The 15,578-nt window shown below is 53.9% G+C and carries 12 protein-coding genes; 5 read left to right on the top strand and 7 right to left on the bottom strand.

Translation table 11 applies throughout. The features are described 5' to 3' along the window. Nucleotides 1-10: 10 nt before the first annotated feature. The 4 genes from hofC to nadC form a co-directional block, all read right to left on the bottom strand. Nucleotides 11-1,210: a protein transport protein HofC gene (hofC, locus tag IAE30_RS05880; RefSeq protein ID WP_200678498.1), complete on the bottom strand. Its 1,200-nt coding sequence runs from the start codon at nucleotides 1,208-1,210 to the stop codon at nucleotides 11-13. Next, a complete protein-coding gene (gene gspE / locus IAE30_RS05875; protein ID WP_200678496.1) occupies nucleotides 1,203-2,591 on the bottom strand; it encodes a type II secretion system protein GspE in 1,389 nt (462 codons plus the stop codon). The genes hofC and gspE overlap by 8 nt, the downstream gene beginning before the upstream one ends. Continuing rightward, complete coding sequence (gene ppdD, locus IAE30_RS05870) at nucleotides 2,591-3,034, bottom strand: prepilin peptidase-dependent pilin (RefSeq protein ID WP_200678494.1); 444 nt, start codon at nucleotides 3,032-3,034, stop codon at nucleotides 2,591-2,593. Before ppdD ends, gspE begins: the two co-directional genes overlap by 1 nt. Before the next feature lie 178 nt (nucleotides 3,035-3,212). Continuing rightward, complete coding sequence (gene nadC, locus IAE30_RS05865) at nucleotides 3,213-4,109, bottom strand: carboxylating nicotinate-nucleotide diphosphorylase (protein ID WP_200678492.1); 897 nt, start codon at nucleotides 4,107-4,109, stop codon at nucleotides 3,213-3,215. A gap of 181 nt (nucleotides 4,110-4,290) precedes the next feature. Between nadC and ampD the strand changes: the two genes are divergently transcribed. Both ampD and ampE read left to right on the top strand, forming a co-directional pair. Then, the gene (gene ampD, locus IAE30_RS05860) at nucleotides 4,291-4,842 is read left to right on the top strand and encodes a 1,6-anhydro-N-acetylmuramyl-L-alanine amidase AmpD (protein ID WP_045816802.1); all 552 of its coding nucleotides are present in this window, start codon (nucleotides 4,291-4,293) and stop codon (nucleotides 4,840-4,842) included. Nucleotides 4,843-4,858: 16 nt separating this feature from the next. Continuing rightward, entirely contained in the window at nucleotides 4,859-5,713 is an 855-nt protein-coding gene (ampE, locus tag IAE30_RS05855; RefSeq protein ID WP_034829634.1) for a beta-lactamase regulator AmpE, read from the top strand. On the opposite strand, the gene IAE30_RS05850 is transcribed toward ampE, so the two are convergent. The 3 genes from IAE30_RS05850 to aroP form a co-directional block, all read right to left on the bottom strand. Then, complete coding sequence (locus IAE30_RS05850; protein ID WP_200678490.1) at nucleotides 5,695-6,648, bottom strand: family 43 glycosylhydrolase; 954 nt, start codon at nucleotides 6,646-6,648, stop codon at nucleotides 5,695-5,697. The two genes, ampE and IAE30_RS05850, sit on opposite strands and share 19 nt — an antisense overlap. Further along, nucleotides 6,645-8,051 carry a glycoside-pentoside-hexuronide (GPH):cation symporter gene (locus IAE30_RS05845; protein ID WP_200537438.1) on the bottom strand — a complete coding sequence of 469 codons (1,407 nt, stop codon included), beginning with the start codon at nucleotides 8,049-8,051 and terminating at the stop codon, nucleotides 6,645-6,647. The genes IAE30_RS05850 and IAE30_RS05845 overlap by 4 nt, the downstream gene beginning before the upstream one ends. 162 nt (nucleotides 8,052-8,213) lie before the next feature. Further along, nucleotides 8,214-9,569 carry an aromatic amino acid transporter AroP gene (gene aroP / locus IAE30_RS05840; protein WP_038649040.1) on the bottom strand — a complete coding sequence of 452 codons (1,356 nt, stop codon included), beginning with the start codon at nucleotides 9,567-9,569 and terminating at the stop codon, nucleotides 8,214-8,216. A gap of 513 nt (nucleotides 9,570-10,082) precedes the next feature. Here aroP and pdhR point away from each other — a divergent pair. The 3 genes from pdhR to aceF all read left to right on the top strand — a co-directional run bounded on the left by pdhR (nucleotide 10,083) and on the right by aceF (nucleotide 15,543). Beyond that, nucleotides 10,083-10,847, top strand: a complete 765-nt coding sequence (gene pdhR, locus IAE30_RS05835; protein WP_034829622.1) for a pyruvate dehydrogenase complex transcriptional repressor PdhR — start codon at nucleotides 10,083-10,085, stop codon at nucleotides 10,845-10,847. 128 nt (nucleotides 10,848-10,975) lie between these two features. Beyond that, nucleotides 10,976-13,642 carry a pyruvate dehydrogenase (acetyl-transferring), homodimeric type gene (aceE, locus tag IAE30_RS05830; RefSeq protein ID WP_034829620.1) on the top strand — a complete coding sequence of 889 codons (2,667 nt, stop codon included), beginning with the start codon at nucleotides 10,976-10,978 and terminating at the stop codon, nucleotides 13,640-13,642. Nucleotides 13,643-13,656: 14 nt separating this feature from the next. Then, nucleotides 13,657-15,543, top strand: a complete 1,887-nt coding sequence (gene aceF / locus IAE30_RS05825; protein ID WP_200678488.1) for a pyruvate dehydrogenase complex dihydrolipoyllysine-residue acetyltransferase — start codon at nucleotides 13,657-13,659, stop codon at nucleotides 15,541-15,543. The last annotated feature ends 35 nt before the right edge of the window (nucleotides 15,544-15,578 follow it).

Raw genomic sequence — 15,578 nt, 5'->3', positions numbered from 1 at the left:
CGCGCATCTGTCAACGAATCGCATCGCCTAAGCCAAATACCGGCAGATACATGGCAATCACTAACGTCCCGACAATTCCACCGATCACAATCATCATCAAGGGCTCGAGCGAAGCCGCCAGTGCATCAGCCCTCATCAGCGTTTGTGCTTCATGCCACTCCGCTAATCGTGCCAGCATGACATCCAGCGCCCCCGCTTCCTCACCGACCCGGATCAGTTGTGCACAGAGTGCGGTGAAAAGCAGATGATGCTGCATAGCCTGATGCAGTGGTGAGCCGCCAGCGATATGCCGCTGTAACGCGATAATCGCTTCACGCCACAGTGGCGATCCCAGCGTGACCTCAACGGCTTGCAGGCTTTGTAATAAAGTGAGTCCGGCCTGCTGCGTTAATTGCAAGACGGCGTAAATCTGGCTGAGCTGACCACCCCGCCAGAGTGTTGAAAGTAACGGCAGACGCAATAGCCAGCGATGAACACGTATTTGCCAGTGCACGGAACCACGGTAAAGCCACCTTGCGCCGAACAATATGCACATTATCGTTAGCGCCAGGGGGATCGCCGCCTGTTGTAAAAACGCTGACAGACTCATCACGGCGGCGGTGAAGGCGGGAAGGGGGGCATCAAAACTGGCATATACGGAGACAAATTCGGGCAGCACAAACAGCAACATACCCGCACTCACCGCCAGCGTTACCAGCAAGATAAACAGTGGATAGCGCAGAGCTTTAACCACTTTCTGTCTCAAGTGCTGTTGCTTGCTTTGCTGTACCGCCAACTGGCGACAGCATTCATCGAGCTGACCGGTGAGTTCACCCACTTCCATTAATGCCGGAAACAGCGCAGGGAAGATCTGCGGCCAGGCGCGAAGTGCAGAAGAAAATGGCTCTCCGGCCATGACCCGACGTTGCAATTCATTAAGCAGTTCGCGCCAGCCAGCATGCGGGTGCCCCTCAGCCAGCAAGGTCAAACTCTCCGCCAGCGGCAATCCTGCCTTGAGCAAGGTAGCCAACTGACGAATAAGGTCAATTTTGTGCTGCCACTTCCAGTCACGCGTGCGCCAGCATTTTCCACGCTGCCAGCTAACCGGCAGCACACCGCGATCTGAGAGTTGCTGCAGGAGCACTTCCTGACTGGCAACTAATGCGGTTCCTTGCCGTAACGCACCCTGGGTGTCAAGCGCCTGCCAGCGATAATGGTAGAGATTAGCCATCCTCCAATCCCACAACCCGCTGAACTTCTTCAAAGGAGGTGTCACCGCGACTCACAGCCTCCAACCCGGCGGCGAGCAGGGTTTTCATCCCGCCTTCACTGGCCAGTGAGATAATGTGATCCAGCGGCATATCAGCTGAAATCGCGTTTTGTAATTTGTTACTCATCGGCAGCACCTCAAATAACGCCAGACGCCCGTAATAGCCCGAGAAGCAGTGGTCACAGCCTGGGGCGCGCCAGGTTTGTAAGGTGCCAGGCCAAATGTCGTGTGGCAGATGTGCCAGGGCCTGTGCTGGCTGGCGGCAGTGCTCGCAGAGCCGTCGTACCAGACGCTGCGCGATGACTAACTGTAAGGCCGGGCCGAGCAAGTAACCGGGAATATCCATCTGTCGCAGACGAGTGAGTGTTTCCGCCGTCGAATTGGTGTGCAATGTTGATAGCACCAGGTGCCCGGTCTGCGCCGCTTTAAAGGCAATGCTGGCCGTTTCGGCATCGCGGATTTCACCCACCATAATCACATCCGGATCCTGTCGCAGCAGAGCCCGCAGTACACGGTTAAAATCGAGCCCGCTACGCGGTTGGATTTGCGTCTGGTTAATGCCCTCCAAAGGAATTTCAACGGGATCCTCTACACTGCAGACATTTTTATCCGGCACATTCAGAGCGCTTAATCCACTATAAAGAGTGAAGGTTTTACCGCTGCCGGTAGGCCCGGTGACCAGTATCAGTCCCTGAGGTTTAGCCAGCGCGTGCTTTAGTAACCGGAGTTGGGCAACCGGCATGCCGATTTTATCCAGTGTGATCGCGCTGTTTTCACTTTGCAGCAGTCTCACCACGGCTTTCTCACCGTGACTAATGGGTAAAGTAGAGAGGCGAAATGCGGCCTGTTGATCGTCAAGGTTCAGTGTGAATTGCCCATCTTGTGGCAAGCGACGCTCGGCGATATCCAGCCCGCCGAGGATTTTCAGTCTGGCAAGCACCGCAGCCGTTGGTGCATCTGGCAAATGTGACAGCTTGTGCAAAACACCATCAATACGAAATCGGACGCGTAACCCGTGCTGCTGAGGTTCAAAATGCACGTCAGAAGCACGGCGTTGGATCGCCTGACGCAAAATCTGTTCAACGGCATTAATCGCTGTTTCGGTGGCGGCCGGTTCGTGTAACGTCGCCGAGTCATCAGGGTTGTGCAGGAGTTGCTCCAGTCGTGCCGCAGGCCAGCACTCGACTTCGACTTTGCACTGGCTGGCGAATTGCAGGGCTTCCAGCAGCAGCGGATCGGGCGTCTCGGCTACTGCGACGCGCAGTGATGTCGCGTCATGCTGAAGCATCACAGCCTGATAACGTGCACATAATATCTGTAGTGGGGTGTTGGGCTGTGGCATCAGCGCGTGTCCTTATCGGTGAAGCGGAACTGTTCAAGGCAGCTGTCACGCAGGCTGGTATTGGTACTGGTGCAACTGCGTTGCCAGTCCAGAGTGCCTTCCGTGGTGTTCCATATTGGTGTCATTTCCACACTCAACCCGGTAAGACTCTCCTGACCCGTTAAGGTGATTGCGCCATTCACGACGCTGAGCGAGGCCACATAGCGCGAACCTTTGGCAGCAGGAATTCCGCCCGTACCCGCCTGGCACTGAGTGGGGCCGCCACGTTCAATTGCGCAGAGTTCCACGGCGGTTTTATATGGCACCATGGTTTGCAGCATGTCGGTCAGCGCGGCGCGTTGTAGATAATTTTGGTAGCTGGGCAGGCCAATAGCACTAAGAATGGCCACAATGCCAATCACTATCATCAATTCGATGAGGGTAAAACCTTGTTGTCTATCCATTATTCAGCTCCTTGTTGTGGAGCGGCTAAGGTAGAAAACGACGTCAGAAAGCGATAGTGGGACTGTTTAACGCTGGAAGGCAGGATGTAATGAATCGCAGCGTTTGCAGAAGAAGTAACAGTAAACGGGAAGATAACTCACAAACCGCCGCGCAGATGCGGCGGTAAGAGGAGGGAAATTAGTGTTCTCGAAAACGCATGGAGAGATCCATGGCGCGCACATGCTTGGTCAAAGCGCCCACCGAAACGAAGTCGACGCCCGTTTTAGCTATCTGCGGCAGTGTTGCCTCCGTGACGTTACCGGAAACTTCCAGCAGGGCACGTTTGTCGGTGAGAAGGACGGCTTCATGCATCATCTCGAAGCTAAAGTTATCCAGCATGATAATGTCGGCACCGGCATCAATCGCATCCTGCAGTTCTTGTAGGCTTTCTACTTCAACTTCAACTGGTACATCGGGATCCAGCCACAGCGCTTTCTCAACGGCTTTGCGAACCGAACCGCTGGCGATAATATGGTTTTCTTTGATCAGGAAGGCATCGGAAAGACCTAGCCGATGGTTACTGCCGCCACCGCACAATACGGCATATTTCAGCGCTGTCCGCAGGCCTGGCAAGGTTTTGCGTGTATCCAGCAATTGCGTTTCGCTGCCATCGAGCAACTCGACATAATGACTGACTTCTGTGGCTACGCCGGAAAGCGTTTGTACGAAGTTCAGTGCGGTCCGCTCAGCGGTTAAGAGCAGACGAGCCGGGCCTTTCAATTCGAACAGCAGCTGATCAGCCACCACGGGCTGGCCGTCTTCAACATGCCAGATAATCGCGACTTTGTTACCCAGTTGGATGAACACTTCTTGTACCCAGCGTTTACCACAAAAAACACCGGGTTCACGCGTGATGATCTGTGCTTCGGCCTGTTTATCTTCCGGCAAGAGTAGGGCGGTGATGTCACGGTCAGCATCCACCTCACCACCTAAATCCTCCTGAAGTGCGCGCGCAACGGCTTCGGGGATGTCCTGTTCAATACGCTTAATCAGTTCCTGACGACGATGATCGGGATCGTAACGACGCGATGCCATGCTTATGCCACTCCATTAATCGGATTTAACTGCGCTCACCTTAGCCTGATTTATGGCCTATTGCCAGTCGTGATAGCTGAAATGTTTAGTATCCTTAACAACTATCGCCGTTCGCATTAAGTCACAAGCCGAAAAGGGGAAACATGTTATTCTCAGCCTGATTTTGCCTGGGATTTAGAGCATGAAACTGGAAGATGGCTGGATCACCAGCGCGCGCAAAGTGCCCTCGCCGCACTTTAATCAACGACCGGAAAATGAAATTCCCTCGTTGCTGATTATTCATAACATCAGTTTGCCTCCGGGTGAATTTGGTGGCCCGTGGATTGATCAATTGTTTACCGGGACCTTGCCACCGGATGCCCACCCCTATTTTGCCGATATCGCGCAGCTGCGCGTGGCGGCACACTGCCTGATTCGTCGTGATGGTGAGTTGGTGCAGTATGTTTCGTTTGATCAGCGTGCATGGCATGCCGGTGTGTCGCAATTTGCCGGGCGAGAAAACTGTAATGATTTCTCGATGGGCATTGAGCTGGAAGGCACAGATACGTTGCCGTATACCGACGCGCAGTATAAGACCTTAAAAAAGGTCACGGCCTTGTTGCTTAAGCACTATCCGCTGACGCTGGAACGCATCACCGGACACAGCGATATCGCGCCACAGCGCAAAACCGATCCAGGCCCCGCATTTGACTGGATACGCTATAAAGAGTCTATCAGGCAGGAGAATCCCTGAAACAGCAGGAGCAGGTATGACGTTGTTTAGCTTGTTATTAGTGTTAGGTTGGGAACGCCTGTTTAAATTGGGTGAGCATTGGCAACTGGATCATCGTCTGGAGCCGCTGTTTCGCGGACGCCAGCGATTTTCACTGCTGCGCACGTTAGTGATGACCCTCATCGCGATGCTGATTGTCTGGCTGCTGGTGTGGAGCCTGAAAGGCATTCTGTTTGGCGTGGCACAACTGGCATTCTGGATTGTGGTGGGCTTATTGTGTATCGGCGCAGGTTCTGTGCGTCTGCACTATCATCGCTACCTGAAAGCCGCTAGCCACGATGATGAAGCGGCGCATCAGGCCATGGCAGCGGAACTGACACTGATTCATGGTGTACCCGTTGAGTGCAGTGAGCGTGAGTTTTTGCGTGAGCTACAAAATGCGCTGATTTGGATTAACTTCCGCTTTTACCTCGCGCCACTGTTTTGGTTTGTGGTGGGAGGGCCTTACGGCCCTGTGCTGCTGGTGGGGTATGCCTTCCTGCGCGCCTGGCAGAGTTGGCTGGCAAAACACCATTCTCCACTGGAGCGCGCGCAGTCAGGTGTAGACAGCATATTGCACGTGCTGGACTGGATACCGGTGCGTCTGGCAGGTGTGGCTTATGCGCTGTTAGGCCATGGTGAGCGGGCATTGCCTGCGTGGTTTGCCTCGCTAAGCGATCGGCATCGTTCGCAATATCAGGTGCTGACCAGTCTGGCGCAGTTCTCGCTGGCGCGCGATCCGCATATGGATAAAGTGGAAACGCCACGGGTGGCCGTGGCGCTGGCGAAGCGGATATCGTTAGTGCTGGTGGTCGTAGTCGCGCTGCTGACCATTTACGGCACGCTAGTGTGATCGGCTGGCGGTACACCGAAATCCGGTGTGCCGTCTTCACGCCATTCGATGTACTTCAGTCGTGTATGGCGGTTCGGATCCCATAACGGATCGCCTTCAATTTCAGTGTAATTCCGTGCGTGATACACCAGCACATCCCTGCCTTTTTCGTCCCGCGTAAAGCTGTTATGCCCCGGCCCATACTGTTGATTTTCCCAACTGGTGGTGAAGACTGGACGCGCAGATTTCTGCCAGGCAGTGCTGTCGAGGGGATCGGCCATCATGTCGATGCTGAGTATTCCCAGACAGTAATTCTCATCAGTTGCGCTGGCGGAATAGGTGACAAACAGCCGATCGCCGTGCTGAATAACCGCTGGGCCCTCATTGACGCTAAAGCCTGCGCACTCCCACTCATACTCCGGCCGGCTGAGCATCACCGGTGCGCTTTTCAGCGTCCAGGGATTCAGCAATTCCGCGAAATAGAGATTGGAATTGCCCGGAATAGCGGGATCCTTCTGTGCCCACAGATACCAGTTTTTGCCCTGATGCACGAAATGCGTCGCATCGAGCGAGAAAGAGTCGATTGGGGTAAACACACGGCGAACAGGTTGCCAGTGGCCGGAAAGCGGATCGTTGTCATCACACACCAGCGCATACATGCGATGTTGAAACAGACCATCTTTGATGTCGCGCGTTGGGGCAGCAGCAAAGTAAATCACCCATTGCCCATTGATATGATGCAGTTCGGGTGCCCAAATCAACGCACTGAAGGGTCCGGTATCGGGTTTACGCCACACCGTCACCGCTTCGGCCTCAATTAGGCCGTTCAGTGTGTCAGCGTGACGAATTTCGAGTCGGTCATACTCTGGCACCGATGCCACGAAGTAGTAGCCTACGCCATGACGCAGGATAAATGGATCGGCGCGTTGGGTAATAAAGGGATTTGGCCAGCTCATTTGATCTCTCCAGGTTGCGGGGTGACAGTCAGTGAGGCAGGGGATAATTCACGTGCGTTGGCACGGCGTAGCGCAAGATCATCCTGAATGATGCGCATGAGTTTGCGATCCACCTTCAGCAAGCGCACCACACCGGCGGTGATCAGATAGCCGACACCGGGAATCACGGTAAACAGCAGCATGATGCCGTTGATGGCCGAAGGCTGTTGCTGTTGAGCGCTTGCGTCATACCCATAGATAGAGAGCAGGAAACCGACCATCGCGCCAGCCACAGCCAGGCCGACTTTCAGGAAGAACAGATTGCCGGAAAAGCTCATGCCGGTGATACGTTTCCCCGTTTTCCATTCGCCATAATCATCGACATCCGCCATCAGCGACCAATGCAGTGGCGACGGGATTTGATGCAGGATATTAAGCAGGAAGTAAGCGACAACCACTGCCACAGTCGCGTGAGGATCAATCCAATAGAAACCGCAGGAGAAGAGTGCCAGCGCGATATTGGTCCAGAAAAACACCTTCAGCTTGCACCAGCGGTCGGTGAGGATTTTTGCCAGCGTACTGCCGAACATCATGCCAATCACACCCAGGCTAATAAACAGCGTGGCAAAATGCGTGGATTGCCCCATCACCCAGGTAACGTAATACATGGTGGCGGCCATGCGGATAAAGCCGGGACAAACATTGCAGAAGGTGAGGAGGAGAATGCGCACCCATTGATCGTTCTTCCAGACGTCACGCAGGTCTTTCTTCAAATCATCATTACTGGGCGCGGCTGGACGAATACGTTCGCGTACCGTGGCAAAACAGAACAGGAACATCACCAGACCTATCAGCGCCAGCACGCTCATCGCCATCTGATACCCGCGCGCTTTATTGTCACCGCCAAACCACTCGGCCATCGGTAGCAGTGATAGCGACAGAATCAGTGTCGCCACGCCAACCATCACAAAGCGGTAAGATTGGCAGGAGACGCGTTCACCGGGATCGTTGGTAATCACACCGCCCAACGAGCAGTAAGGAATGTTGATGGCGGTGTAGGTTAGCGACATCAGGAAGTAGGTGACAAAGGCCCAGATAACTTTGTTGTCATAACTCCAGTCTGGGGTGGTGAACATCAACACGCTGAACAGCACATAGGGTACGGAAACCCACAGTAGCCACGGGCGGAATCGTCCCCAGCGGCTTTGAGTACGATCGGCGATGGCGCCCATAATCGGATCGGTGACCGCATCCAGCACGCGAACAGAAAGTAGCAGTGTACCGACCAGCGCAGGCGCAAGGCCAAACACATCGGTGTAAAAATAGTTAAGGAAAAGCATGATCGCGCCGCCGATCATATTACATCCGGCATCGCCCATGCCGTATCCCAATTTCTCTCTGAATGAGAGTGCTGCGCCTTTCATTGTTCGTCTCCAGCGACAAGGTGAGACGAAATTATCAGCGTTAAATCAGTAACCTGCTGGGGAACAATTGGTCACGTAGATGGACAAAACAGGTGGGCGTAGAAAAGTGTGAGGCAGATCGAGAAGCTTGCCCGGCGACGGCGCGCCGGGCAAGGGCATACATTAGGCTTTTTGCACTTTATTTTTGATGGTGTAACCCACTGCCAGGATAATGATCCAGACAGGAATCAGCCACACAGAAATCGCCATACCTGGTGTGATCGCCATGATCACCAGTACTGCCGCCATGAAGGCCAGGCAGAGCCAGTTACCAAACGGATAGAGCACCGCTTTAAAGCGCGTGGTCACACCCTGCTGGTCTTTCTTCTTGCGGAATTTCATGTGTGCCAGGCTGATCATCGCCCAGTTGATTACCAGCGCAGAAACCACCAGTGACATCAGCAGGCCAAACGCTTCACCCGGCATCAGGTAGTTGATCAGGACGCACAGCGCTGTGGCGACTGCAGACACCAGAATCGTAGCAACTGGCACGCCGCGTTTATCAACATTGAGCAGCGCTTTTGGCGCATTGCCCTGTTGCGCTAAGCCGAACAGCATACGGCTGTTGCAATACACGCAACTGTTATAGACCGACAGCGCGGCTGTCAGGATCACCACGTTCAGGGCATTCGCCACCAGTGCATCACCCAATTCATGGAAGATCAGCACGAACGGGCTGGTCTCTTCGGTGACGCGCGTCCATGGCATCAATGACAGCAACACTGCCAGTGAACCAATATAGAAAATCAGGATGCGCCACAGTACCTGGTTAGTGGCTTTCGGGATGCTCTCTTGCGGATTGTCAGCCTCAGCCGCCGTGATACCCACCAGCTCAAGACCACCAAACGAGAACATAATGATCGCCATCATCATCACCAGGCCGGTCATACCGTGTGGCAGGAAACCACCCTGGCTCCATAGGTTGGTTACACTGGCCTGCGGGCCGGCGTTGCCGCTGAACAGCAGCCAGCCGCCGAACAGGATCATGCCGATTACCGCGACAACCTTGATGATCGCGAACCAGAACTCCATTTCCCCGAACACTTTAACGTTGGTCAGGTTGATGGCGTTAATGACGACGAAGAAGATCGCCGCACTGGCCCAGGTAGGGAATTCGGGATACCAGAATTGGATGTATTTACCGACGGCACTCAGTTCGGCCATCGCGACCAAAACGTACAGCACCCAGTAGTTCCAGCCTGAGGCAAAACCGGCAAAGTTGCCCCAGTATTTGTAAGCGAAGTGGCTGAAGCTGCCGGCGACCGGCTCTTCCACTACCATTTCACCTAACTGGCGCATAATCAGAAAGGCAATAAATCCTGCAATTGCATAACCGAGAATCACGGCCGGGCCGGCCGATTTAATCACTGATGCGCTGCCCAGAAACAGGCCAGTACCCACGGCACCGCCCAGCGCAATCAGCTGAATATGGCGATTTTTCAGGCCGCGGTGCAGCGATTCGCCATGCTGTTGTTCCATACAAACCTCGTGATGTTGTTATTGTGCACCTGCAGTGCGCGCACTGTAAGGCTGTTTTACGCAATGTATTCTTTTCTTTACGGTATTTGGCGTGCTGTGTGCATGCTGAAACTACCATGGCGACCAGAATAGTGATAAGCGCGCCGCTTTGCACCTGCTTTTGCTTTTTGTGCTGAGAGATGGCTGAAAAAGCAGCACTATCCACTAGGTATCGCTCGCGCTATTTCTGACATGAAAAATCAATAAACGCGAATAGCTTTCCCTTATGGTTGCCTGTCAGGCTTAGGGCTAACTCAGTGTAAGGTTTGGTAAAAGTGAAATCTGTTAACAATTCACTTACGTAGCAAATATATGCCTTTATCACGGTAAGTTAGCGCGCTGTAACAGCGATATACCCCTGAAGTGTGATGCCTGCCATATAGACACAAGGTGAATACTTTGTTACTTTACGGGCACCATTTTTCAATTGGTATTACCAATTTACTCCGGACGTTTTCACAATAAGAAGGGAAGATGGCTTACAGTAAAATTCGCCAACCCAAGCTCTCCGATGCGATCGAGCAACAGTTGGAGTCTCTCATTATGGAAGGGACGCTCCAGCCAGGTGAAAAGCTTCTCCCCGAGCGCGAACTGGCGAAACAGTTTGATGTCTCACGTCCATCCCTGCGCGAAGCAATTCAGAGCCTGGAAGCCAAAGGCCTGCTGCTACGCCGTCAGGGCGGTGGTACCTTCGTGCAAACAAATCTCTGGCAAAGCATGAGCGATCCCTTAGTCAGCCTGCTTGCCGAACATCCAGAATCCCAGTTTGACCTGCTGGAAACCCGTCACGCACTGGAAGGTGTTGCTGCCTATTATGCGGCGCTGCGTGGCACGGATGAAGACTTGCAGCGTATCCGCGACTGCCATGTTCACATCCAACAGGCGCAGGACAGCGGCGATCTGGATGCCGAAGCAGATGCAGTGATGAAGTATCAGATCGCTGTCACAGAAGCCGCCCATAATGTGGTGCTTTTACATTTGCTGCGTTCCATGGGCCCTATGCTGGAACAAAACGTCCGTCAGAATTTCGAATTGCTTTACGCTCGCCGGGAAATGCTGGCGAAAGTGAGCGGTCACCGCGCCAGTATCTTTGAGGCGATTGTGGCTCGTGAGCCAGAACAAGCACGCGAGGCATCCCATCGTCACCTGGCGTTTATTGAGGAAATCTTGCTGGATAGAAGTCGGGAGCAGAGCCGTCGTGAACGCTCCCTGCGTCGTTTACAGCAACGTAAGGAATAACGCACGGCAACGAACGTGCGGACATAAACGACGGGCCTGTCTTACTTGTGCTGTGAACCAGAAGCAAAGCACAAGCAGACAGGCTCCTGATAATTCAACGTATTAGACACAGATAAGGAACACACCCCATGTCAGAACGTTTACAGAATGACGTGGATCCGATCGAAACTCGTGACTGGCTACAGGCGATCGAATCGGTCATCCGTGAAGAAGGTGTTGAGCGCGCGCAGTATCTGCTTGATCAGGTATTGAACGCAGCACGCAAAGGTGGCGTGAAAGTGGCTGGCGGTGCGTCGGCTATCAGTAACTACATCAACTCTATTGCTGTTGAAGATGAACCGGACTATCCGGGCAACACCTCTCTTGAACGTCGTATCCGTTCCGCAATTCGCTGGAACGCCATTATGTCGGTCCTGCGTGCATCGAAGAAAGATCTGGAGCTGGGTGGTCACCTCTCATCTTTCCAGTCTTCTGCCACCATTTATGAAGTGTGCTTCAACCACTTCTTCCGTGCGCGCAGTGATAAAGACGGCGGCGATCTGGTTTACTTCCAGGGCCATATCTCTCCAGGCATCTACTCACGTGCTTTCCTTGAAGGCCGTCTGACCGAAGAGCAGATGAACAACTTCCGTCAGGAAGTGCACGGTAAAGGTCTCTCGTCTTACCCGCACCCGAAACTGATGCCTGACTTCTGGCAGTTCCCAACCGTTTCAATGGGCCTGGGTCCACTGAACGCGATCTATCAGGCGAAGTTCCTGAAATATCTGGAACACCGTGGCCTGAAAGACACGTCTAACCAGACCGTTTACGCCTTCCTCGGTGATGGCGAGATGGATGAGCCAGAATCTAAAGGTGCGATCACCATCGCCACCCGTGAGAAGCTGGACAACCTGGTGTTCATCATTAACTGTAACCTGCAGCGCCTTGATGGCCCGGTTACCGGTAATGGCAAAATCATCAACGAGCTGGAAGGCATCTTTGCCGGTGCTGGCTGGAACGTGATCAAAGTGATCTGGGGCGCGCGTTGGGATGAACTGCTGAAGCAGGACACCAGCGGTAAACTGATCCAGCTGATGAACGAAACCGTTGATGGCGACTACCAGACCTTCAAATCCCGTGATGGCGCTTACGTGCGTGAGCACTTCTTCGGTAAATACCCGGAGACCGCAGCACTGGTGAAAGACTGGTCAGACGAAGAGATCTTCGCCCTGAACCGTGGTGGTCACGATCCGAAGAAAATCTACGCGGCACTGAAAAAAGCGCAGGACACCAAAGGTCAGCCGACCCTGATCCTGGCACATACCATCAAAGGTTATGGTATGGGTGACACTGCGGAAGGTAAAAACATCGCGCACCAGGTGAAGAAGATGAACATGGATGGCGTTCGCTACATCCGTGATCGCTTCAACGTGCCAGTGGCTGACGATCAGATCGAAAGCCTGCCGTATGTGACCTTCGAGAAAGGTTCTGACGAATATAACTACCTGCACGGTCAGCGTGAGAAGCTGGGTGGCTACCTGCCAACCCGTCAGGCAGAGTTCAGCGAGAAGCTGGAAATGCCAACGCTGGAAGAGTTCAAACCGTTGCTGGAAGAGCAGAACAAAGAGATCTCGACCACCATCGCATTTGTACGTGCCCTGAACGTGATGCTGAAGAACAAGTCGATTAAAGATCGTCTGGTGCCAATCCTTGCGGATGAAGCGCGTACCTTCGGTATGGAAGGTCTGTTCCGTCAGATCGGTATTTACAGCCCGAACGGCCAGCAATACACCCCGCAGGACCGTGAGCAGGTTGCTTACTATAAAGAAGACGAGAAAGGCCAGATTCTGCAGGAAGGGATCAACGAGCTGGGCGCAGGTTCATCCTGGCTGGCGGCGGCGACCTCTTACAGCACCAACAACCTGCCGATGATTCCGTTCTACATCTATTACTCAATGTTCGGTTTCCAGCGTATCGGCGATCTGATGTGGCTGGCGGGCGACCAACAGGCGCGCGGCTTCCTGGTCGGCGGTACCTCAGGTCGTACGACGCTGAACGGTGAAGGTCTGCAGCACGAAGATGGCCATAGCCACATTCAGTCGCTGACTATCCCGAACTGTATCTCTTACGATCCGTCTTACGCGTACGAAGTTGCGGTCATCATGCAAGATGGTCTGGTGCGTATGTACGGCGAAGCGCAGGAAAACATCTACTACTACATCACCACGCTGAACGAAAACTACCACATGCCTGCGATGCCGCAGGGTGCGGAAGAGGGTATCCGTAAGGGTATCTACAAGCTGGAAACTGTAGACGGTAGCAAAGGCAAAGTGCAGCTGCTGGGTTCAGGTTCTATCCTGCGCCACGTGCGCGAAGCCGCACAGATCCTGGCGAAAGACTACGGCATCGGTTCTGACGTTTACAGCGTTACCTCGTTCACTGAACTGGCGCGTGATGGCCAGGATTGTGAGCGCTGGAACATGCTGCACCCAACTGAAGCGCCTCGCGTGCCGTACATCGCTCAGGTAATGAACGAAGCGCCAGCTGTTGCCTCAACGGACTACATGAAGCTGTTCGCAGAACAGGTTCGCAGCTACGTACCTTCAAGCGATTATCGCGTACTGGGTACCGATGGCTTCGGTCGTTCAGACAGCCGCGAAAACCTGCGTCACCACTTCGAAGTGGATGCATCGTATGTTGTGGTTGCAGCGCTGGGTGAGCTGGCTAAACGCGGCGAAATCGATAAGAAAGTGGTGGCAGAAGCGATCACCAAATTCAGCATCGATGCCGATAAAGTTAACCCGCGTCTGGCTTAAGAGGTAAGAGAGTAATGGCTATCGAAATTAACGTACCGGATATCGGGTCAGACGAAGTTGAAGTCACCGAAATCCTGGTGAAGGTGGGCGACAAAGTTGAAGCTGAACAGTCGCTGATCACCGTGGAAGGCGATAAAGCCTCAATGGAAGTGCCTTCGCCACAAGCGGGCGTCGTCAAAGAGATCAAGATCGCGACCGGTGACAAAGTGAATACCGGTTCACTGATCATGATCTTCGACGCTGAAGGCGCGGCCGCTGCCCCTGCAGCAGAAGAGAAAAAAGCCGAAGCCGCTCCGGCGCCTGCTGCTGCGGCAGTAAGTAAAGAAGTGAACGTGCCTGATATCGGCGGTGATGAAGTTGAAGTCACCGAGATTCTGGTGAAAGTCGGCGATAAAGTTGAAGCTGAACAATCTCTGCTTACCGTTGAAGGCGATAAGGCTTCAATGGAAGTGCCAGCACCGTTCGCGGGCGTGGTGAAAGAGATCAAAATCGCTACTGGCGATAAAGTGAATACCGGCTCGCTGATCATGATCTTCGAAGCCGAAGGTGCTGCACCGGCTGCGGCCCCAGCCGCGAAGCAGGAAGCGGCTCCCGCTGCGGCCCCGGCTGCTGCGGGTGGTTCGAAAGACGTCAACGTGCCAGACATTGGCGGCGATGAAGTTGAAGTCACCGAAGTGCTGGTCAAAGTGGGCGACAAAGTCACCGCTGAGCAGTCACTGATTGTGGTTGAAGGCGACAAAGCGTCAATGGAAGTGCCAGCGCCATTCGCCGGTACCGTGAAAGAGCTGAAAGTGTCTACCGGCGATAAAGTCAGCACCGGTTCACTGATCATGGTGTTCGAAGTAGAAGGCGCTGCGCCTGCTGCTGCGGCACCTGCGGCGAAACAGGAAGCGGCTCCAGCGCCGGCGGCAGCGAAACCTGCCGCTGCACCAGCAGCAAAAGCTGATGCGAAAGGTGAGTTTGCTGAGAACGACGCTTACGTTCACGCGACCCCGGTGATCCGTCGCCTGGCGCGCGAGTTCGGTGTCAATCTGGCGAAAGTCAAAGGCACTGGACGCAAAGGTCGCATCCTGAAAGAAGACGTGCAGTCTTACGTGAAAGATGCGGTGAAACGTGCGGAAGCTGCTCCGGCTGCTGCAGCGAGCGGCGGAAGCCTGCCGGGTCTGCTGCCTTGGCCGAAAGTGGACTTCAGCAAGTTTGGTGAAGTCGAAGAAGTGGAACTGGGTCGCATCCAGAAAATCTCGGGCGCTAACCTGAGCCGTAACTGGGTGGTTATCCCACACGTTACGCACTTCGATAAAACCGATATCACCGATCTGGAAGCGTTCCGTAAGCAGCAAAACGCCGAAGCGGAAAAACGTAAGCTGGATGTGAAGTTCACCCCTGTGGTGTTCATCATGAAAGCCGTTGCCGCTGCGCTGGAACAGATGCCGCGTTTCAACAGTTCACTGTCTGAAGATGCACAACGACTGACGCTGAAGAAATACATCAACATCGGTGTGGCGGTCGATACGCCAAATGGTCTGGTGGTTCCAGTGTTCAAAGATGTGAACAAGAAAGGCATCACTGAACTGTCGCGTGAGCTGATGGCGATTTCTAAGAAAGCGCGTGATGGCAAGCTGACCGCTGGCGATATGCAGGGCGGTTGCTTCACCATCTCCAGCCTTGGTGGCCTGGGCACCACGCACTTCGCACCTATCGTGAATGCGCCAGAAGTGGCGATCCTCGGTGTGTCTAAGTCTGCGATGGAGCCGGTGTGGAACGGTAAAGAGTTTGAGCCGCGTCTGATGATGCCAATCTCACTCTCCTTCGACCACCGCGTGATCGACGGTGCTGATGGTGCGCGCTTTATCACCATCATCAACAACACACTGTCCGACATTCGCCGTCTGGTGATGTGAAGTTAACCAAGGCCGGCAAATGCCGGCCTTGTTGT

The sequence above is a fragment of the Pantoea sp. S61 genome (genome assembly GCF_016625145.1).
GTDB lineage: Bacteria > Pseudomonadota > Gammaproteobacteria > Enterobacterales > Enterobacteriaceae > Pantoea > Pantoea rwandensis_B.
The sequence above is the reverse complement of the archived record's forward strand: the minus strand, read 5'-3'. Positions and strand labels throughout refer to the sequence as shown.